The 21,191-nt window shown below is 65.9% G+C and carries 16 protein-coding genes and 1 pseudogene; 9 read left to right on the plus strand and 8 right to left on the minus strand.

The window, feature by feature from the left end; all coding sequences use genetic code 11:
* Window positions 1–111 precede the first annotated feature (111 nt).
* The 4 genes from DIE21_RS32745 to DIE21_RS32750 form a co-directional block, all read right to left on the minus strand.
* Window positions 112–2,421, minus strand: coding sequence for an LPS-assembly protein LptD (locus DIE21_RS32745; RefSeq protein WP_260432575.1), 2,310 nt, complete (start codon window positions 2,419–2,421; stop codon window positions 112–114).
* Window positions 2,422–2,485: 64 nt separating this feature from the next.
* Window positions 2,486–2,881 carry a hypothetical protein gene (locus DIE21_RS38055; RefSeq protein ID WP_260426809.1) on the minus strand — a complete coding sequence of 132 codons (396 nt, stop codon included), beginning with the start codon at window positions 2,879–2,881 and terminating at the stop codon, window positions 2,486–2,488.
* A complete protein-coding gene (locus tag DIE21_RS37425; protein WP_185640734.1) occupies window positions 2,874–3,050 on the minus strand; it encodes a hypothetical protein in 177 nt (58 codons plus the stop codon). The genes DIE21_RS38055 and DIE21_RS37425 overlap by 8 nt, the downstream gene beginning before the upstream one ends.
* A 145-nt stretch (window positions 3,051–3,195) precedes the next feature.
* The gene (locus DIE21_RS32750) at window positions 3,196–4,308 is read right to left on the minus strand and encodes a porin (protein WP_124501562.1); all 1,113 of its coding nucleotides are present in this window, start codon (window positions 4,306–4,308) and stop codon (window positions 3,196–3,198) included.
* A 393-nt stretch (window positions 4,309–4,701) separates the two neighbouring features.
* Here DIE21_RS32750 and bamA point away from each other — a divergent pair, with 393 nt between their 5' ends.
* Window positions 4,702–7,014 carry an outer membrane protein assembly factor BamA gene (gene bamA, locus DIE21_RS32755; RefSeq protein ID WP_124501563.1) on the plus strand — a complete coding sequence of 771 codons (2,313 nt, stop codon included), beginning with the start codon at window positions 4,702–4,704 and terminating at the stop codon, window positions 7,012–7,014.
* Window positions 7,015–7,122: 108 nt separating this feature from the next.
* On the opposite strand, the gene DIE21_RS32760 is transcribed toward bamA, so the two are convergent.
* Window positions 7,123–7,845, minus strand: a complete 723-nt coding sequence (locus DIE21_RS32760; RefSeq protein ID WP_124501564.1) for a winged helix-turn-helix domain-containing protein — start codon at window positions 7,843–7,845, stop codon at window positions 7,123–7,125.
* A gap of 220 nt (window positions 7,846–8,065) precedes the next feature.
* On the opposite strand from DIE21_RS32760, the gene DIE21_RS32765 reads away from it, so the two are divergent.
* The 3 genes from DIE21_RS32765 to DIE21_RS32775 all read left to right on the plus strand — a co-directional run bounded on the left by DIE21_RS32765 (window position 8,066) and on the right by DIE21_RS32775 (window position 10,889).
* Window positions 8,066–9,547, plus strand: coding sequence for an ATP-binding protein (locus DIE21_RS32765; protein WP_124501565.1), 1,482 nt, complete (start codon window positions 8,066–8,068; stop codon window positions 9,545–9,547).
* Entirely contained in the window at window positions 9,537–10,247 is a 711-nt protein-coding gene (locus DIE21_RS32770) for a response regulator (protein ID WP_124501566.1), read from the plus strand. Before DIE21_RS32765 ends, DIE21_RS32770 begins: the two co-directional genes overlap by 11 nt.
* Before the next feature lie 198 nt (window positions 10,248–10,445).
* Window positions 10,446–10,889, plus strand: coding sequence for an RcnB family protein (locus tag DIE21_RS32775; RefSeq protein WP_260432576.1), 444 nt, complete (start codon window positions 10,446–10,448; stop codon window positions 10,887–10,889).
* A 323-nt stretch (window positions 10,890–11,212) separates the two neighbouring features.
* On the opposite strand, the gene DIE21_RS32785 is transcribed toward DIE21_RS32775, so the two are convergent.
* Entirely contained in the window at window positions 11,213–11,848 is a 636-nt protein-coding gene (locus DIE21_RS32785; RefSeq protein WP_124501568.1) for a M35 family metallo-endopeptidase, read from the minus strand.
* Window positions 11,849–12,565: 717 nt separating this feature from the next.
* Between DIE21_RS32785 and DIE21_RS32790 the strand changes: the two genes are divergently transcribed.
* Together DIE21_RS32790 and DIE21_RS32795 are read left to right on the plus strand one after the other, a co-directional pair.
* Window positions 12,566–14,698, plus strand: a complete 2,133-nt coding sequence (locus DIE21_RS32790) for a polysaccharide deacetylase family protein (protein WP_124501569.1) — start codon at window positions 12,566–12,568, stop codon at window positions 14,696–14,698.
* Between the two features lie 34 nt (window positions 14,699–14,732).
* Window positions 14,733–15,968, plus strand: a complete 1,236-nt coding sequence (locus DIE21_RS32795) for a S53 family peptidase (protein WP_124501570.1) — start codon at window positions 14,733–14,735, stop codon at window positions 15,966–15,968.
* A 94-nt stretch (window positions 15,969–16,062) separates the two neighbouring features.
* Here the strand turns inward: DIE21_RS32795 and DIE21_RS38350 are convergent, their stop codons facing one another.
* Both DIE21_RS38350 and DIE21_RS38355 read right to left on the minus strand, forming a co-directional pair.
* Window positions 16,063–17,301 (minus strand): formylglycine-generating enzyme family protein, encoded by a 1,239-nt coding sequence (locus DIE21_RS38350; protein ID WP_409364667.1) that lies wholly within the window; start codon window positions 17,299–17,301, stop codon window positions 16,063–16,065.
* Window positions 17,302–18,228, minus strand: a pseudogene (locus DIE21_RS38355) (caspase domain-containing protein); the annotation flags it as partial.
* 93 nt (window positions 18,229–18,321) lie between these two features.
* On the opposite strand from DIE21_RS38355, the gene DIE21_RS32805 reads away from it, so the two are divergent.
* The 3 genes from DIE21_RS32805 to DIE21_RS32815 all read left to right on the plus strand — a co-directional run bounded on the left by DIE21_RS32805 (window position 18,322) and on the right by DIE21_RS32815 (window position 21,033).
* Window positions 18,322–18,750: a DUF4399 domain-containing protein gene (locus DIE21_RS32805; RefSeq protein ID WP_124501571.1), complete on the plus strand. Its 429-nt coding sequence runs from the start codon at window positions 18,322–18,324 to the stop codon at window positions 18,748–18,750.
* A gap of 42 nt (window positions 18,751–18,792) precedes the next feature.
* Window positions 18,793–19,218 (plus strand): DUF4399 domain-containing protein, encoded by a 426-nt coding sequence (locus DIE21_RS32810; protein WP_124501572.1) that lies wholly within the window; start codon window positions 18,793–18,795, stop codon window positions 19,216–19,218.
* A 387-nt stretch (window positions 19,219–19,605) separates the two neighbouring features.
* Window positions 19,606–21,033, plus strand: coding sequence for an efflux transporter outer membrane subunit (locus tag DIE21_RS32815; RefSeq protein ID WP_124501579.1), 1,428 nt, complete (start codon window positions 19,606–19,608; stop codon window positions 21,031–21,033).
* Window positions 21,034–21,191: the final 158 nt, after the last annotated feature.

The raw sequence follows: 21,191 nt of genomic DNA on the forward strand, positions 1-21,191 counted from the left end.
ATGCGGTGCTGCCCGCCTCGCAACAGGGCGACGGGGATCGGGCCGGCGCCGGGACTCAGCCGGCTCGACGCGCGCCGGGCGGGCAAATCCGGCTTGCCGGGCTCAAGTGCCTCAAGGCAGATCGGTGAACCGATCGCTGCCTTCCTGTTGCAAGGGAGGCGCCGTGTAACCCGGCACCGCCGCTGAAAATTGCTTCTGCAATCCGTTGTCGGTCGCCCCCAGCCCCTTCAATTGCAGTTGCACCATGATCCGCGTGCCGGACGTGGTACTGGTGGAACTCGTCGCGTACAGGTACTTTTCGCCGGCCACGCCGAGGCTCCAGCACGACGCGTCGTACTGGATGCCGACCAGCCCGGTTCGCAGGCGGCGCGCGTGCAGATCGTAGTCGAGACGGGCGACCGCCGACAGATGCTGCGTCAGCGGCCACTGCGCGGCCAGCACCGCCTGGCTGACCGGCTCGACGTCTTCGCTCGCGTACGAATAATCGACCGCGCGGTTGTAGCGATACGACATGTTCAGGACCCGCTGCTCGCCGGGCGACCAGCCGAAGCCGATCGATGCACGCCGCAGATAATCGTTGATCTCGTCGTACTGCGCGGCCTGCTCGGCGTTGAAGCCGGCGCCGAGCTTGTATGAGGCGCCGGCCACGAGCCCCGTGCGCGAGAACGTCGACGTCGAATCGCTCGACGTCAGCGTGACCTTGGGCGCTTTGAAGTCGTACTGCTGGGCGAGGACGAAACGGGCACGCTCGTCGCCCGTGGCCGGCTCGATCAGGCGCGACGTGAGCGCCGCGGTGATCCGGTTCGCATCGGCAATGCGGTCGTGCCCGACGAACGTATTGTCGGAGAACAGCTCCCCGATCCCGAAGTCCGTCACGGCCGTATCGAACAGCGGTGCATGGTACTGGTTGCGATACGGCGTATAGACGTAAAAGAGGCGCGGTTCGAGCGTCTGCAGATAGGCGTGCCCGAACAGGCTCACGCCGCGCTCGAAGCGCAGCCCGGTATCGACGGTCAAGGTCGGCACGTTCACGTCGAACCGCTTCGGCTGGCCGCTCGGCGCGTCGCTGCCGATCGACGTGAGGTCGTAGCTCGCGAAATGCCATTTCAGTTTCGGCGTGAAGAACCAGCCGGGGCGCTCGACCGAGTATGCGACATACGGATCGAACACGAAGCGATTGCCCTGTGTCGTGCCGGAGACGGTCGACCGGAAGCGTGTCGCATCGGCCTCCATGCCGAAGTCGAAACCGCCGGCGTTGTACCGCGCGTAGCGTACGTTCAATTGCGGCTCGCTGGAATAGATCGTCGTGCTGTCGAACGATTGCCAGTGCTGGACCCTGAACAGAACGGACCACGGCGCGTGCGAATAGGTCAGACCGGCTTCCTGGCGGTACAGCGTCGACGACGCGGCCGTGCCGGACGATGCCAGTGTCGACGCCGCCGACGCATCCGACACGCGGTCGCCGTACAGATGGAATCCGAATCCGTTGCCGATGTTCCAGTCGTGCCTGAAGTGCAGCGAATAGCGATTCGTGCGGGTCAGCCGGTCATCGGGCAGGTATGCGATCGCCAGTTCGCCGCTGTAGGTGGGCGATAGATAACGATAGTCGGCGCCGAGCATCGTGCCGCGTCGCTGCATGGTGCGCGGCGTCAGCGTCAGGTCGTAGTTCGGCGCCAGATTCACGTAGATCGGCTGGGTGACCTCGACGCCGTCGGTCGAATCGTACGAGACCGTCGGCGGCAGGAGCCCGGTGCGTCGCGCGCTCGACAGGGGAAACGACAGCCATGGGCTCGCGAAGACCGGCACCCCCTGGAAGAACAGCACGCCGTTGCGCGCGACGCCGGTATCGTCGCCGCTGTCGATGTCGAAGCGCGACGCCTTCAGGTACCAGTCCGGCCGATCGCCGCACGCACAGGTCGTGTAGGTGCCATGCTCGACGGACGTGCGTTCGGCGTCGACGACATCGATGCGCGCCGCGCTGCCGCGGCCGCCGTTCAACGTGAAGCGATATGTCGGTGCGACGATGTAGCCCTGGTTCGCGTCGATGCGGAAATGGGCTTCCGGTCCGAAGAAGAGGCGCCCGCTGTCCGCGAGCACGACGTCGCCGTATGCGTCGGCGACGTCGGTGTCGAACGCGTAGTGAATCGCATTGCCCTTGACGACCGAATGATCGCGGCGCAACTCGGCATGGCCCTTGAGGGCGACGTCGGTGTCGGCGGTGGTGCTTGCCGCGTCGCCGAGCGCGATCGTCGCGGGGCGTTGCCCGGTCGAAGCGGGATGATCGGCAAGTGTGGCAGCGGAGCGCAGGGTCCAGTCGGGCCCTGCGTCCGTTTGCGCGTGCACGATGCACCACGGCAGGTGGAGCAGCAGCCATACGAGCGGTTTCACTCGCGGGCGGCCCGGCAGAGAACGTGAATTCAAGAGAAACGATCCGGCGAGAAAGCGTATGCGACGACGTGGCGGATGACGTCCGTGTCGGGCGGCGTCACTGGAAGGTCGCGCCGGGCGGCGGCGCCAGAATGGACGCGATGCCGGCGGCCTTGCAGAGCGCCTCGAGCATGGCCGGCACTTGTCCGCCCGGAACGGAAAAGCCGAGGGCGGGCCCGCCTTGCAGATGAAAGCGGACGAACACGTGCGGCGTGTCGTCGATCCGGCCGATTTCCCAGCCGGTCGTCGGCAGCGCGAAACGCGCGTCGTCGTTCCCGTTCGCGAGCCGCGCCGAGTGCTCGATTGCATTCGGCAGCGCGACCAGCAACGCATTGAACGTCGAGCGATGCAGCGAGAGCGTCGAATGCGCGCCGTGCACCAGCAGGAATTCGCCGTCCTCCGACATTTCCATCGCGCGGACCGAGCACATCCTGAGCGTCGCGAATTCAGCCATGGGGCGCCTCTCCCGGCCACGCGACGCATGCGGCCGGCATCGCCAGGCGCCGCGCAGGCGTGGCAATCCGCGCGATGCTGCCGGTTTGCTGCAGCAGCACGAATGCCGCCGGCGACGAACTGCTTTTGAGCACCACCGCAAGGATGCTCGCTGAAAGATACCGAGTCATGATCGACCTCGTCTCGCATGTCTGAAAGGGGGGAAGCTGCCTTCGCGTGTCGCGAAGGCGTGACCGTTCCGTTGTCCGATTCGGCATGACGTGGGGAACGGGACGGCCGGCCGCCGCGCCGAAGCGCGGCGTATGCGTCAACCGGTCAGAAGCTGTGCCGCAGGCCGACCGTGACGATCGCCTGGTGATTCGAACTCGATGCGCTCAGCCCGTCGATCGATGCGGTGATGCCGCTGTCGCCCGCGCCGTGCACGTGCTGATACACGCCCCGCAGATACACATCGGTGCGCTTCGACAGCGCGTAGTCGGCCGTCAGGCCGGCCTGGTTCCACTTCGGCCGCACGCCGTCGATCTGGCCGTCGGTATAGGTATAGGCCCCCGTCACGCTGAACGCGGGCGTGAAGTTGTAGCGCGCCTGCACCTCGTAGTTGTTGAAGCGTGCGCCGCCGCTGCTGAACGACAGGCCGTCCGACGTGCCCGAGGCGGAGGCGCCGATGCCGATCAGGCCGCTCAGGCGCGTCTGCGTGAAGAGCGCGCCGACGGTCGCCGCGCCGAACGAGTAGTTCGCGCCCAGCCCCCAGGTTCGTTGTCCGCTGGCCGTAAACGTCGTGTCGTCGGACACCGCGCCGCTCGTATTGGTGGTCGAGCCGGGGCGGCCGAGATTCAGGTATCCCGCACCGACGTTGAGGCCGCCGTAGTGATAGGACGCACCGAAGCTGTATGCGCGATTGTTCGAGAAGCCGGTGGAATTCGAGAAGCCGTACAGGCCGCTGAACGTCAGACCGCCGTAGTCCACACTCTGATACTTGACCGCGTTGTTGACGCGGAACGAATCCTGGACGTTGTCGTTGTCGTACGGATGAGAAATCCCCGACATTTCCAGTGCACCAAGCGTATCGACGATGGAGTCGTATTGACGGCCGAGCGTCAGCGTGCCGAACCGGTCGCTCGACAGGCCGACGAACGCCTGGCGGCCGAACAGGCGGCTGTTCTGGCCGAGCTTGCCGTTCATCACGTCGAAGCCGTTTTCGAGCGTGAAGATCGCCTTCAGGCCACCGCCGAGATCTTCGCTGCCCTTCAGGCCGAACCGGCTGCCGCTCAGCACGCCGCTCGTGGCCGCCACGCTGCTTTTTCCTCCCGCGTTGCTGGTGTAGGTCACGCCCGCATCGATGATCCCGTACAGCGTCACCGAACTTTGTGCATACGTGTTTGCGGCGCACAGGCCGAAAACGCCGGCGGCAAGAAGTGATTTTTTCATTTAATTCTCCGAAGCAATGAAAAGCGGATAAACAGGTTCCGTCCTCGCGATGCCTGTTTCGCCGTGAGACCGGCATCGGCGATCCCGGTCGAAGCGCATTAGATCGCAACGGGCAATTCAGTAGATTTACGCGGTCGTGCATAGATGTTTCCGCACGTTACGGCGGCAATCGGCCGTCGGCTCGACCGCGGCGCACCGCCACACCGGCCACCGCCGTATCCGGCATGCCGCGCAACGTGCGGCGCACGCCGGTGCGGTGCCGGCATCGCACCGCGCGGGTCTTCCCGCGGGAAACATGCGGAAATCGAAGGAAACGTCCGCGTGATCGCGGTGTAACCGAAGCGGGAAGGTCGACTCCTACACTTGGCCGCTCGACTTTCATCGATCATCCGCATGTTCAATCAAGCACTGAAGAGATTTGCCGCACTGGGTGTGCTGCTCTCCGGCGGAATCGCGTCCGGCTATGCGCATGGCGCGCAGCCGGCGACGATTCGCGATATCCGCCTCAACGGGCTCAAGCGCATCGAAGCGCGCACGATCGGCTCGTACCTGCCGGTCAGGATCGGCGACACGTTCACGGAAGAACAGGGGGCGGCCCTCATTCGCACGTTGTATGCGACGGGCTTCTTCAGCGACGTCAAGGTGTCGATCGGCGACGGCGTGCTCGTGATCGACGTGGTCGAGCGGCCGACGATCGCCGAGGTCGATTTCGACGGCACGCGGGAATTCGACAAGGACAACCTGAACAAGGCGATGAAGTCCGTCGGGCTGGCGCCGGGCATGCCCTGCGACCGTGCGCTGCTTCAGCGGGCCGAGCAGGAGCTGAAGCGCCAGTACCTGACGCGCGGGTACTACGCGGCCGAGGTGAAGACCACGGTCACGCCGCTCGATGCGTACCGCGTAGCGTTGCTGTTCTCGGTCGCGGAAGGCCCGAGCGCCAAGATCCGCCAGGTCAGCTTCATCGGCAACAAGGCGTTCTCCACGAACACGCTGCTCGGGGAAATGCAGCTGTCGACGCCGACGTGGTCGAGCTGGTACACGAAGAACGACCTGTATTCGAAGGAGAAACTGACGGGCGACCTCGAAAACGTCCGCGCGTACTACCTGAACCGCGGCTATCTGGAGTTCACCATCGATTCGACGCAAGTCTCGATTTCGCCGGACCGGAAGGACATGTTCCTGACGCTCTCCGTTCACGAAGGCGAACCGTACACCGTATCGGCGATCCGGCTGTCCGGCGATCTCCTCGGCCGCGACGCGGAACTGCGCAGGCTGGTGACCGTGAGGGCGGGCGAGCGCTTCTCGGCCGAAAGGTTGCAGCAGGCGACGAAGGCGATCGTCGACAAGCTCGGCGAGTACGGCTATGCGTTTGCGAAAGTGAACGCGCAGCCCGATATCGACCAGGCGACGCACCGGGTCGGGCTGACGCTCGCGGTGGATCCGGGCAAGCGTGTCTACGTGCGCCACGTAAACATCGTCGGCAACTCGCGCACGCGCGACGAAGTGATCCGCCGCGAGATGCGCCAGTTCGAGGACGCATGGTTCGACTCGAACCGGATCACGCTGTCGAAGGACCGGGTCAACCGGCTCGGTTACTTCACCGATGTCGACGTGTCGACCGCACCGGTCGAAGGGACGCCGGATCAGGTCGACCTGCAAGTGAAGGTCGCCGAAAAACCGACCGGATCGATTACGCTCGGCGGCGGCCTGTCGTCGTCGGACAAGGTCGTGCTGACCGCCGGCGTGACGCAGGACAACGTATTCGGTTCGGGCACGAGCCTCGGGGTGACGGTGAATACCGCGAAGAGCTACCGCACGCTGACGGTCACGCAGACCGACCCGTATTTCACGATCGACGGCATCCAGCGGATCACGAGCGTCTATTACCGGACGACGTTTCCGCTCTATTACTCGTCGTCGAGCGACACCAGCTTCCGGATCGTTACCGCCGGCGCGAACCTGAAGTTCGGGATTCCGTTCTCCGAGACGGACAGGGTCTATTTCGGCACGGGGATCGAGCAGCACCGGCTGACGACGGATTCGAGCACGCCGCAGAGCTATCTCGACTACGTCAATTCGTTCGGCAACGTGTCGACCACCGTGCCGGTATCGGTCAGCTGGTCACACGATGCGCGCGACAGTGCGCTGACGCCGAGCCGCGGCTATTACATGCAGGCGTCGTCCGAATACGGGACGCCGGCGACGAAGACGCAATACTACAAGGCCGACGTCAATGCCCAGTATTACTATTCGTTCGCGCGCGGCTACGTGCTCGGCTTCAACGTGCAGGGCGGCTACGGCGCCGGCCTGGGCGGCAAGCCGTACCCGATCTTCGAGAACTACTATGCGGGCGGGATCGGCTCCGTGCGCGGCTACGAGACGAGTTCGCTCGGCCCGCGCGACACGAAGACCGGCGACCCGATCGGCGGATCGAAGCTCGTCGTGGGCAACATCGAGCTGTCGATTCCGCTGCCGGGATCGGGTTACGACCGCACGTTGCGCGTGTTCACGTTCGTCGACGGCGGCAACGTCTGGGGCAACGAAGGCAGCAGCACGGGCGCGAACGGACTGCGATATTCGTATGGCGCGGGGCTGTCGTGGATCTCGCCGATCGGACCGCTGAAGTTGAGTCTCGGTTTTCCGATCGTGCGCCACAGCGACGACAAGTATCAGAAGTTCCAGTTTCAGATCGGCACGTCGTTCTGACGCGGGCCGGGACGACGCCCGCCGGATCGGACGGGCGCCGCCAGGGTGTCCGGCGCGGGGATCGGTAAACCGGTATCAGGTATCGGGAGGCGGCCGCTACAGCGGAGGTCAATTCCTGAACCGCAACGACGCCGGGTGCGGCACGAAAATGTAGCCCTTGCCGCGCATGGTCTGAATGTAGCGATGGCTGTCCGTCGCCTGCTCGATCAGCGCGCGCAGCCGGAACACCAGCACGTCGAGCCCGCGTTCCGACTGGTCGAGCTCGGTCTTGCCGAGCAGCGACAGCATGTTCGTCCTGGACAGCGCACGCATCGGATGCAGGACGAATACCTTGAGCAGCGCGAATTCGCTCTCGCGCAGGCCGAGATCGCGGCCGGCCCGGTAGACGCGCCGGGCGAGAAAATCCACTTCGATATCGCCGAACCGGTAGCACTCCCGTATTTCGGGGGTTGCCTGCGGGCTCGCGTTGAAGCGTCGCAGCACGCTGCGAATCCGCGCGGCCAGCTCGGTCGGGTTGATCGGGTCGACCAGGTAATCGTCCGCACCGAACTCGAGCGCGAGGACCTTGTCCGCGATGTCCGGCGAACGGCTGAGCACGATCACCGGCATGTCGTGGCCGGCCTGGCGCAAGCGGCCGATCGTCCCGTGGGCGTCGCTGACCGGTTGGCCGGCACGCAGTACGATGGCGGACGGTATCTCTTTCTCCATCCGGTCCAGCAGCAACGATGGATCGTACAGGACGGACATCTCGATCTGGTACTTGTGAAAACAGGCACGAAGCATGTCGCGCACGATCTGGTCGGGTTCGACGACGAGGATATGGGTAGTCATGGCGAATCGACGGTATGGATGGTCGAAAGGAGGGCGCGGCGTATTGCGACGGATGGCGGGATGCGTCGCGATGCCGAATGCGTGGCAGCTTAGAAAGCAATTGGGGAATGAGAATGGGTAAATTGAGGAGAAATTGTGGAAATCGCGCGGGGGGCGCCACGCGCCGATCCAATTTGGGGACAATCCCGGCACGACGCGCGTCAGGCGCGCTAAATCGCTTATGAAACTTGGCATCGCATCGAAACTGTTCCTCGCCATCCTCGTGCCGTGCGCCGTTGCGGCAGTCGCGATGGGCGTGGCGCAGCGGATCAGCTTCGAGAACAACTTTCGCGACTACGTGACGAGCCGCAACGCGACACGGAGCGACCAGCTCGCGCAACGTCTCGAACGGACGTACGCGGCGCATCGGAACTGGACGTTCGTGACCGACGGCCCACGTGCGTGGGCCGGGTTCATCGATGCGATCGACGGCGGTCCGTTCGATGTGCCGCCCGGTCCGCCGGGCCCGCCGAAGATGATGGACGCGCCGGCCGCCGGGCCCGGGGAATTTTCCCCGCCGCCTGAGCGGCGTGCGTTGCCGGATCCCGTGGCGCCCGACTTTCGCAGGGGGCCGCCGGCGATCCTGTACGACGCCGACCGCCGGCGCATCGCGGGCATGGGGCCGCCACCGCCGCCCGGTGCGCCGCTGCGCCCGCTGAAGGTCGATGGCAAGACGGTCGGCTGGTTGTTTGCCGACGACCGCGGGGGGCCGTTCCATGCCGCGGATCTGCAATTCCGGGCGGAGCAGCTCCGGATGACCTGGATCATCGTCGGCGCGGCGGCCTTGCTGGCGGCGCTGCTCGCGGTCGTGCTCACCCGCGCGTTCCTGGCGCCCGTGCGGCGCATGGTCGACGCGGGCCACCTGCTCGCGAGCGGCGACTACACGGTGCGGATTCCCGAACTGGGCGGCGACGAGTTCGGCCAGCTTGCCGGCGATTTCAACCAGCTTGCCGCATCGCTCGAATCGTCCGCGCGGGCACGGCGCGATTTCATCGCCGACATTTCGCACGAACTGCGCACGCCGCTCGCGATCCTGCGCGGCGAGCTCGAGGCGCTCGAAGACGGTGTCCGTCCGCCGAGCGCGGCGACGTTCGCGTCGCTACAGGCGGAAATTTCGATGCTGAACCAGTTGATCAGCGATCTCCACGAATTGTCGCTCGCCGACATCGGCGCGTTGACGTTCGAGAGCCTGCCCGTCGATCTCGCGCACCTTGCCGAGGGGGCGACCGAGGCGTTCCGCGAGCGGCTCGCGTCGAAGCGGCTCGATCTCGAGCTGGAGATTCCGGCGGAGCCGGTGCAGATCTCCGGCGATCCGTACCGTCTCACGCAATTGATGCAGAACCTGCTCGAAAACGCGCTGCGCTACACCGATCCGGGGGGCAAGGTACGCATAGCGGTCGAACCCGGCGACGGCTGGCTGAATGTCGACGTGCAGGACTCGTTCCCTGCAGTCCCCGAGCCGCTGCTCCCGCATCTGTTCGACCGCTTGTTCCGCGTCGACGCATCGCGCAGCCGGCAGAGCGGCGGCTCGGGGCTCGGGCTTGCGCTGTGCAAGCACATCGTCGACGCGCATGGCGGTACGATCGCCGCCATGCGCTCGCCGTACGGCGGGCTGTGGATTCGCATGCGCTTTCCTCTTGCCGGTTTGCACCATGAACGCTGACGCGACCCCCGCCCATATCCTCATCGTCGAAGACGAGCCGAAACTGTCGGCGCTGCTCGCCGACTACCTGAAGGCGGAGGGCTACGAGACCCGCATCCTTGCGGACGGGCGCGAGGTGGTGCCCCACGTGCAGCGGCACGAGCCGTTGCTCGTGCTGCTCGACCTGATGCTGCCGGGCCGCGGCGGGCTCGACGTCTGCCGGGAGCTGCGCACGTTTTCGGCGGTGCCGATCGTCATGCTGACCGCGCGCGTCGACGAGATCGACCGCCTGCTCGGCCTCGAACTGGGCGCCGACGATTACGTGTGCAAACCGTTCAGTCCGCGCGAGGTCGTCGCGCGGGTCAAGGCGATCCTGCGGCGAGTCGACGGCACGATCCGCCCGGCGCGGGCCGGCGAACCCTCCGCGTTCGTCGTCGATCCGGACCATCACATCGCCCGGCTCGACGGCAGGGACCTGAACCTGACGCCGGTCGAGCTGCGACTGCTGTCGCTGTTGCGATCGACGCCGGGGCGGATCTATCCGCGCGACCAGTTGCTGCGCCGGCTGTATGACGACCACCGGGTCGTGACCGACCGGACCGTCGACAGTCACGTGAAGAACCTGCGGCGCAAGCTGCAGGCCGTGCGTCCCGATCACGACTTCATACGCTCGATCTACGGCGTCGGATACCGGTTCGAGCTCGAAGGCGACGGGAGCTGATCTCCACGATGTCCGACCGACGGATCGCTCGCGCTGCGAGCGATCCGGGTTCGATCGCGCCCGGCCGGCCGAAGCGCTTGCCGGCTTCGTTGCGGCGAGGTCATGCGCGGAAGTCCGGGGTAATCCGCCGTAACCATTCCCGTGCGTGCTTTTGGGAGCATACGCCGTGTCGTATTTGCTTCCGGGAGGACAAACATCTTGAAAAAGCAGGCAACGATTCTTCTCGTCGCGGTGACCATGTCAAGCATGCCGCTTGCCACGTTCGCGCAACAAGGCATGGACAGCGATCGCCCCGACGCAGTCTCCGGCCATCAACAGCATGACAATCCGGGCCGACCGGACGCACCGCCGCCCGCAGACCGTGCAGGCCGTCCCGACGGGCCGCCGCCAGGCGCGCATGCCGATCGTCCCGATGGACCGCCCCATCGCGTGGCCGGTCCGGTTCCGCACAGCGACTGGCATCGCGGCGGCCGCGTGCCGAATGACTACCGTGGACAGAAGTACGTGCTCGACGACTGGCAGGCACATGATCTTCAGCCGCCACCCGCGGGTTACCAGTGGCTGCAGGTCAATGGCGACTTCGTGCTGGCGGCGATCGCGACCGGTGTGATCGCAGGCGTCCTGCTTGGTCCGCATCACTGAACGACAACGGAGACAGCCATGAGAAAAACGCTTGCAATCGTCGGTCTGAGTGCACTGATGCTGATGCTCGGCGGGTGCTGCTGGTGGCCGTACTGTTTCGGCCCCGGCGGCCCCGGCGGCCCGGGCGGCCCGGGCGGGCACGGCGGTCCGGGTGGATACGGCGGCGGGGGAGGCGGTCCCGGCGGCGGCCCGCAGGGCGCGATTGCCGTGCCGCGGTCCTCGAGACTGGGCTGACGCCGTGGCGGTGCTGGTCGTGCCGCAGGGAGAGCCGGAGCGGGCGGTGGCCCGCCGGCCGGCGTGATTCGATTTCGGTCCGTGGCACATTACGGCGTCGGACAAGGCGCTCCCGTGCGCCGGAACGTCGCCGCCATGAGATAGCCGTAGCAGTCCGCATTCTCGACCGCGCGATCCGGGTCGTACGGCGTCAACGAATCGTGCTCGGACCACCGGATGCAGTTGCCCATGGGCTTGCCGGGCGTCCAGAAGCAATCGTGGGCGTACGCGTGATCGAGCGTCTTCGCGGCCAGATGGGAGAATTCATGCGCGAGCGTGAGGTAGCGATTGTCGAGCCCGTCCTCTTCCGCCAGCTTGTAGCGCTCGTCCAGATAGACGAACAACTGGCCCGCCTGCATCGGGTCGACGTTCGTGAAGACATACGCGTAGTAGTCGGGTTGCCCTCGCTTGGACCACGTGCAGCTCCAGCTGATCTTGCGCGAGATGACCTGCCGCATGCGGTCGATGACGCGCCGAACGCCGTTCAGCGTCGTCTCGTCGGCGCGGCCGAACAGGAATGCGATCCGCGCGGACATCGTGCCGTCCGGTGCGGCGAGCAATTGCGCCATGCGATCGAGATCGTCAGGAAGGCGACCGAATGCCGCGTCGGTGGCATCCAGCACCTCCTGTTGCAGTGATCCCTCGGAAACCTTCCTGGTCACGTCAGTCAGGTAAGACAGTCTCATTTCGTGCTCCTTGTATCGTTGATCGGCATCGCGTCGGGTTCGGACGCCGGGCGAGGCCAGCCGGCGCGTCACTTCACCCGTACGATAGGTGCGGGAGCGGAAGGTCGAAATGGGCCACACGTCATGCTCGAGGGCCCGTGAACGCGTCCCGTGCGCATCGGCCCAACCGGTTCGACTCGGGAGACGGTTACTCAGTCCACGCGCGTGCAGCGCCGGTGTTGCACGTCAGAATCATTTTTCGTTGATTTTTGGGCGCGTTTGCCGATGTCCAGCAAATGCCGGTGGCGATCGCGCGCGTCCCATGCGACGCCGCGCCAAATCGCATCACATCGTCCATCGCGATGCCCCCGTGGGCTCCGTCCCATTGCGCTATCACGTACGCCGTATCGACGCTGTAACGTTTTTGGCGCGATTTTCCCTTGCCCGGCGCATTCCATGGCTGGAGGCTGTCCCGGCGGCGTGGTTGCGAGACTGGCACGTTGTTAGCTTCACGGGTTGTGGTGGAAACGATAGCCGCGCGCGCGTTCGTGATCGTCCGACGAATCGACGTGCATGCGTCGCCGGGGCCGCGTCCGAAACGCGGCACGTTCGCTCGCCGCCGCTAGCCGATGGGGGCCACACGGCCCGGATGCCGGCCGCTCGATCACGATGTGTGAAACGCGCCGGAAGCAACGTGTTGGGCATCGGCAGTCATCCCACCTCCGACGGGAGAGCACAATGTTGGCCAAGTCGATTCGAACCCTACGAGCCCTTCTGATCGTCTTCACCGTTTGCGTGATGACGTTCGCACCCGGTCGGGCAAGCGCACTGTCGAACCAGTTGCTGTTGCTGCTGCCGGACAACTTCACGCTGCCGGACCCGCGTGTGTCCGCGTGGCTCGATTCGGCGGCGGAGGAGGGACTGCAGATCTCGCTCATCAGCGACACGCAATTCAAGCAGGGCGGCACGTCGCTGCAGCAGTATCAGGGGCTCATCCTGCCGGACCAGGTGCATACGACCGCCGACGATACGCTCGTGACCGCAATCCAGACTTACGCGCTGAACGGCGGGCGCGTGATGCTCGTCTATGATTTCGGTGTACTGAACGAGGCGGGCTTCTATCCGGCCGGTCAATCGCGGTTCAGCTCGATGGCCGGCGTCAACTACGTGCTTTACGATACGTTCGGCGGAAGCATGATCGGCCTCGGCCCGGTGACCGGGATGGGGAGCACGTTGCGCGCGCTGCAGATTCCGCCCGGGAAGTCGATGACATGGTCCGGCTCGACGACGACCGCAGCGGCGTTGGCCGCGACCACGGCGAGCACGTCGAGCGGCTCGACGACGAATCAACTGCTCTTCCTGCAGCCGAGCACGTCGAACCCGGGCGGGCTTGCCGGTTACAACCATCAGGCGTATTTCACGTACAAGATGGATAACGGGCGCATGAGCGGCCTGCCGCTGAATCTCGGGCGCGTGTCGACGGGGGGCAAGGTCGGATCCGGATCGTATTCGCCGACATCGACGACGCTGTCGTCGGTATCGACGGCGGTGAAGGGTGCGACGTCGCTCGTGACTGCCTCGCCATCCGCGACGACGGACGTGCTCGAAGGAATTTCCGGCTACGTATACGGCTTCCTCACCTATCCGAGCTACGTCACGCAAGGCACGTATACCGGCACGACGCTGCTGACGTCACCGAACTTCGGTCTCGTCGCCGGCTATCAGGTGTATGGAAATGGCGGCGTGATGTTCGTCAACCTGCCGCTCGCGTATCTCGACGGACAAACCGACAGCATGCCGATCCACGGCTTCCTGCGTTACTTCACGACGAACATCCTGTCGATGCCGCACCTGTCGCTGCAGCCGCGCGCCCAGGCCGGGATGGTCCTGAACTGGCACTTCTGCGCGGCAGACCAGATCCAGCCGGCGCAGTACCTGAAGAATTTCGGCGTCTGGAACAGCGGCCCGTACTCGATCGTGATGACGGCCGGTCCGGACGACGTGACACTCGGCGACCGGCTCGGGATCAACCTGACGAACAATACGCCGGCGAAGCAGCTGGTCGCGTTCCTGCTCAAGCGCGGGCACAAGGTCGGCAGTCACGGTGGCTGGGCGCACGACTACTGGGGGGCGAACGCCAGCGAAACGAACGCGAGCACGTTCACGCAATATCTGGTGCTGAACCACAATGCGATCCAGTCGGTGACGGGCAAGCCGGACGTCGAATGGGCGGCACCGGAAGGCAACACGCCGACGTGGGCGGTGAACTGGCTCGAGTCGAACGGCTATTCCGGCTACTACTTCACCGGCCATACCGGCAATGCGCAAACGCGCGCGTATCGCAACGGTTCGCTGCTGAATCCGGGCATCTGGGCGTTTCCGGTGATGCCGTTCGGCAAGTATGCGACGTTCGAGGAGTTCCAGGAATTCGCGGTGCCGACGACAGACGTCCAGAACTGGTATCAGTCGCTGATGGATTTCGTCGTCGCGAACCGCACGAGCCGGCTGATCTACATGCACCCGCTGGGCGCGTCGTGGTATCCGAACGTCGTCACGACGCTGCTCAGCTATGCAGCGTCGCTCGCGACGACCGGCCAGTTCAAGTGGTTCACGATGGACCAGCTCACGCAGTTCGACCGGCGCCGTCTGCTGGTGAACTGGACGGCGACCGATACCGGCACCAGCTGGACGTTCAGCGCGACGCATCCGGCGAATCTGCAGGACATGACCTGGCTGTTGCCGAAGAGCACGTACCAGTTGCCGAGCGTGAAAAGCGGGAGCGCGACAGTCGTGAGCACCGATCCGAACAACTGGCTGGTCATCGCGGGCACGGGCAAGTCGCTGTCGTTCACGAGCACGAAGGCGCACTGACGCACGTCGGCTGGTTCGCCATCGGGGGAACACCATGAAGCGCGCTTCGTTCACGCGTGGGCTGCGCATGCTCGTCGTATCGGCGAGCGTCGCGCTCACGCTCGGCGTGTCGTTCGCGCAGTCCGCGGCCCGGGCGCCGCGCGCGTTTGCACGGCCGCCGCTCCATCTGCACGGATCCGCGAAACGGAACCCGGTCGGCCTGTCGCCGCAGCAGATCCGCCGTTTCTACGGGTTCGATCAATTGCCGGCCCGCGGCTACGGCGGCGACGATCAGGTCATCGCGATCGTCGACGCGTACGACAACCCGAACGCCGAAGCGGACCTGCGATTGTTCAGCAGCACGTTCGGCCTGCCGCCGTGCGCGTCCCCGCGCTGCTTCTCGAAGGTGTACGCGACGCCCGACAAGCGTCCGCCTCCGCCCGACGCACTGTGGGCGATCGAGAGCTCGCTCGACGTGCAGTGGGCGCACGCGATCGCACCGAATGCGCGGATCGTGCTGGTCGAAGCCGCATCGAGTTCGCTCGATGACCTGATGAGCGCGATCGCGCTCGCGACGAGTCCGGCCCCGGGCGGGCTCGGCGCGAAGGTCGTGTCGATCAGCTGGGGGGCCCCCGAATTCCTGGCCGAGACGCAATTCGACGGGCAGTTCGCCAGCGCGAACGGTGTGTCGTTCGTCGCTGCGTCCGGCGACGGTGGTAATGGCATCGACTACCCGGCCGCGTCGCCGTATGTGCTGGGCGTCGGCGGCACGTCGATCGCGACCGATGCGAGCGGCGCCTACGCGGGCGAAACGGCATGGGCCGGCAGCGGCGGCGGACAGAGCGCGGTCGAGGCGGAGCCGACGTATCAGTCGAACTTCGGGACGCCATCGGATAGCCTCGGGCTGCGCGGCGTGCCCGATGTCGCGTACCACAGCGACCCGGCATCCGGCTTCGCGGTCTACGACTCGTACGGCTACGCGGGGCAGCGCGGCTGGTTCGTCGTCGGCGGTACGAGCGCGGGCGCACCGCAATGGTCCGCGTTGATCGCGATCGCGAACAGCTTGCGCATCGCGCGCGGCAAGACGACGCTGAACGCGGTGGGCGCGATCCAGAGCGTGCTGTACGGGCTCGCATCGGGCGCCTACGCGGCGAACTTCCGCGACATCGTCAGCGGCTCGAACGGCGCATGCGGCACGCTTTGCACGGCGGCGGTCGGATACGACTACGTCACCGGCCTCGGGCGCCCGATGGCCGCCAATCTGGTCCAGGCGCTGATCGCCGCACCTTGACACGGCGATGCGCGCCGAACGCACGACGGCGCGCATGACCGGCTTCCCGGCCCGGGTCGGTCATCGGATTGGCGAATGGCTCGCCATGTTCGATCTACTTCAGGTCCCGGGCCACGCGAAACCCGTTTGCCGAAAAACGGACGCTGCTGTCGTATTTGAAGCGTGTCGAGACTGGCATGTAGGCCGCACCATCCCTCCACGAGCCGCCGCGGATGACGCGTACCTGGCAGTTCGGCTCGTCCCACGAGCGGCCATCGGCAGGCGCATTCTTGTACGAGTTGTGCCAGCAGTCGCTGACCCATTCCCACACGCCGCCCGCCATGTCGTAGAAACCGAGCGGATTGGCCGCGAACGAGCCGACGTTATCCGGTGCATCGGCACGCCACGGCGGACCGCAGTCCTTGCAGTTCGCGTTGCCAGGGCGCATCTCGTTGCCCCACCAGTAGCGCGTTGCGGTGCCGCCACGCGCCGCGAACTCCCATTCGGCCTCGGTCGGCAGCCGGTAAGACTTGCCGCTTATTTTCGACAGCCACTTCACGTACAGTTGCGCATCGTCCCAACTCAGGTCGCGCGCGGGCGCGTTCGCGACCGTATTGCTGTCGCCGGGCAGGCGCGGGCAGGCGCCTGCGTCGCGGCAGGCGTTCCATTGCGCGACAGTCACCACATACTTCGCAAGCGCGAAGGAATGATCGAGCGTCACGCGATGTGACGGTTTTTCCGACGGATCGCCCGCATTGCTGCCCATTGCGAACGTCCCCGGACTGACCGCGAGCATGGCGGGGCAGGCAGGGCAATCCCGGATTTCATTGGCGGCCGCCGCACCCCCTTTCTGCGGAGGTGCCGATGGCGATGCCACCGCGGCGGGAGGCGGTGCCTTCGGCGGTGAGCCGGGCGTGTGCGCAGGCGCCGGCGCCGAAGCGGGGGCCGGTGCCGGCGTGGAGCTCGCCGTCGGTGCGGGCGCGGACGCCGCAGGCGCCTTGGGCGCGGCCGCGCGCAGTCGTGCGAGACGGGCCTGCGCCAACTGCGCGAAGCGGCCGTTCGGGTAAGTCTTCAGATAGGCCTCGTAATCGCCCGCCTCCTTGCTGTCCTTGATCGACTCCCAGAACGTCATTTCGTACTGTTCGGCACTGTCTTTCGGCATCACGCCCCGGCTATCGAGCGCGACGACGCCGACGTCGGCCAGCACGTCGGATCGTTGCTCCGTGCCGCCGCCGGAATGCACCACGCCGGTTCCGGCACGACGCGACCCGGTGAGCGCAGACGTTGCTGCCGCATCGGAAAGGGAAGACGCGATCCAGGGTATCTGCCGATGCCCGGTGGCGCGTTCGACCATCGCGCCGGCACGGTCAAGGACCTGGGCGATACCGAGTCCCGGCAACGCGAGCGTCCGCAGCAGCGCCGCCGTGTAGACACCATGCGTTGCACCGTCGGCCGCGCCTTCGCCAGGCGCGGCCGCGTAGGCAACGAGCGTATGCGGCGGTGGCTTGCGGGCCGCCACGTTGCCGGCACCGGGGGGCGCTATCAGGCAGGAATCCAGAATGATCAGATCAATGCGGTCGCCGTGTGGCCGCGACGTCGCATCGAACACGGTTTGCAGGTCGATACCCGTTCGCGACAGGCCGGCCGGCGAGCCGACGTCGGCATCGACCGGTGCGAGCCATGTCTTTCCACCCGCGCTGGCGCCGTGGCCCGCGAAATAGACCAGCCCGGTGCCGCTGGCCGCGATGCGGCGCTCGAACGCGGCAAGCCCGTCGAGCATTTGCCGCCGGGTCGCATTGCGCAACGTGATGACGTCGAAGCCGAGCGCCTGCAGCGCATCGCCCATCGCATCGGCGTCATGGACGGGGTTGGCGAGCGGATGGTCGCGATATGCACCGTTGCCGATCACGAGCGCGACGCGATGCGGCTCGATCGAGCCGGCGCGCGCGGAAGCTGCCGGCGGCACCGCAAAAGGATGCATGTCCTCGCCGGAGCAGGTGCTCGATGCCACCGAGATCGACGCAAGCAGGCATGCGGGCAAGAGTATTCGCCACATATTCGGCCCCCCAGGGTGCGCCGTCGGACGAGGTGCCGAAGGCGGAGCGCAGCCGTTGCCGGGTGTCCGGTCGCGGCGAGCGCAATGCCGGCTTGCGGCGGGCACGGCCAGGACACATTCAAGATAGCACGTGCGATCCGCGGCGATCACCGGATCCACCCGCGGGTTTTGCAAAAAACAACATACGCGTCCGCGCATCGCGGCCGGCCCATCACCCTGGGACATCGTTATGTGTCTTCCTGTCGATTACGTCCTAAGCTGTTAGACACGCTCCACTGTCCGACGCCGCGCGCCGCCACCAACGCGAGGAGCAACACGATGCGAAGAAGGGCTACGTTGTTGGCTTTGGCCGCCACCGTCCTGGCGCCGAGGATCACGTTTGCCGCCGGGCGTACGCCTTCGCCGCCCGGCGCCGAGGCATACATCATCTGGCCGTCGGACGGTGCAACGATCACGGGCGGCAAGTTCTGGGTGCGCATGGGCCTGCGCAACATGGGCATCTGCCCGAAAGGCATCGAGCGGGCCAACGTGGGCCATCATCATCTGCTCGTCGATACCGATCTCCCGCCGCTGGACCAGCCGATACCGTCGGACCGGAATCACCTCCATTACGGCGCCGGTCAAACCGAGGCGCGCATCGAGCTGCCACCCGGCAAGCACACGCTGCAGATGCTGATGGGGGACCACGACCACGTGCCGCACGATCCGCCGGTGTACTCGAAGAAGATCACGATCACGGTCAAGTAGCGCACCATGCCGCGCCTGCCGCATGAACCGGGAATTGCCGCCATGAACAAGCTCATCCTCTTCGCCGTTGCCGTGACGCTGCTATGGACGGGGGCGACGACTGCAGAGACCAGCACGCATCCCCCGAAGGCCGTCGTCTACATCGGATGGCCCAACGATGGCCAGGTGCTGCCGGCCGGACGTCCGTTCCGGGTGTGGTTCGGCTTGCGCGACATGGGGGTCGCGCCGTCGCATGTGCAGTTTCCGAACACGGGCCACCATCACCTGCTGGTCGATACGGACCTGCCGCCGATGGACCAGCCGATTCCGTCCGACCGGAATCACCTGCATTTCGGCGCGGGCGAGACTGAAACCACGCTGGAACTTCCGCCGGGCAAGCACACGCTGCAGCTCTTGATGGGCGACGCCAATCACGTGCCGCAAAATCCCCCCATCTACTCGAAGAAAATCACGATCTACGTGAAGTGACGTCGCGCGCGCTCGCGCGAGCGGGCGAGCTTCGGGCGGCAACGCTGCCGCCCGTCGCGCGCGTGCAAGTGTCGGCACATTCCCGACATCCCGGGCCGGAACTGTCGGCGACGACCCATCACGCATCCTTGATCCGTGCGCCCCGCACACGTCGCGCCACCTGCCGTCGTCGTCGCCCGGCCCCGCGCCGGCAAGCCATCCGGCAACATTTCCGCGGATCCCGCGAGCAGCTGGCACGCCCCATGCAGCATGAGACGCGAGCGTGCAACGCTGCAGCACGAACACCAACACCTCCGCCCGATCCCGCATCGTCGCCGCGTTCCTCCCAAGGAGTCGATCGTGAACACCCACCTGTCGCCGGCTGCCTCGCGCAACTGCCGCGGTCTCATGCGGTCGCTGGCCCGCATCGCCGGTTCCGCCGGAGCATGCGCGGCGTTGCTGTCCGGCTGCATGGACCTGAACATGCCCGTCTACCAGCGCCCGGAGATGCCGGCAAAGACCACGTGGGCGCACGCGCACGGGCCCGTAACCGCGTCGGACACGGTCAATGCCGAATGGTGGAAGAGCTTCGACGATCCGACGCTCGACGCGCTCATCGACAAGGCCATCGCGGGCAACGTCGACATCAAGGTGCTGGCGGCGCGCATCGGCGTGGCCGGCGCGCAGGTCGGCGAAGTCCAGGCGGGCGCGCTGCCGAGCGCCAACCTCGGCGCGGGCGTGGACTTCGAGAAGAACACGCATCAATCGCCGTCGAGGACCTACAACCTCGGCAGCCAGGTGAACTGGGAGATCGACATCTGGGGCAAGGTCGAGAAAGGCGTGCAGGCGCAGAAGGCCGAATATCACGCGACCGAGGCCGACTGGCGCGCGGGCTACCTGACGCTCGTCGCCGACGTGTCGAGCACGTACTTCGAGATCCTCCAGTTCGACGACCAGATCGAACAGGAGCAGCGCACGCTCGACAAGAACCGGCGGATCCTCGCGATCTACCAGTCGATGTTTGCGAACGGCGTCGCGCCGCAGACGGAAGTGCTGCGGCAGGGCGCGGAGATCAACAGGCTGGCGAACCAGCTGATCGAACTGCACCGATCGCGCGACACCGCCGAGAACGCGCTGGCAACGCTGCTGGGCGTGCCGGCCGGCGAATTCAGATTGCCTGCCGGCCATCTCCGGCAGCGCGTCAAGCTGCCGGACGTGCCGATGGGGCTGCCCGCGCAACTGCTCGCGCGCCGGCCGGACGTCGTCGCCGCGCAGTATCGCGTGCTCGAATCGTATGACGAAGTGGGCGCGGCGAAGCTGGCGCAACTGCCGTCGATCAGCCTGACGGGGCGCGGCGGCACCGCGGCGTTTGCGCTGTCGGATCTCTTCAAGGCATTCACGTTCAGCTTCCTGCCGAGCATCAACCTGCCGATGTTCGACCCGAGCGTGCGTGCGCACATCAAGACGACCGACGCGCAGACGAAGGTCGCCGAGCAGCAGTACCGGCAGACCGTGTTCACCGCGTTCAAGGAAGTGGAAAACGCGCTCGTCGATCTCGACGCGCACAAGCAGCAGCGCGTGCAGCTTCAGCAGCAGAGCGAGCGTCTGCGCACCGTCGCCGCACAGGTCGAGGCGCAGCTCAAGGAAGGGCTCGTTTCGCAGCTCGAGGTGCTCGAATCGGAACGCTCGGTGGCGTCCGCGGAACTCGCGCTGCTCGCGAATCATCAGCAGATTCTGAGCGACACGGTCACGCTCTACAAGGCGATCGGCGGCGGCTGGCGCGCGGTCGAAATCTCGAATGCAAGCAGCGAGCCGGTTCGGCAAGCGATGCAATGAACACGCCAGCCCTGCGCAGCCGCGCAATCGGTAGCAGCCGATTGACTACCGCCATCCGTCGCCTAAACTTTTTTCACGATCGCGCCGCCACGTGCCTTGGCGGCGCGGCGTCACACGGGTGGTTCGAAAGCGCGTCGCGTTTCCTGCGCCGCGTGCCC

This window comes from Burkholderia sp. Bp9140 (assembly GCF_003853425.1).
Classification (GTDB): Bacteria; Pseudomonadota; Gammaproteobacteria; order Burkholderiales; family Burkholderiaceae; genus Burkholderia.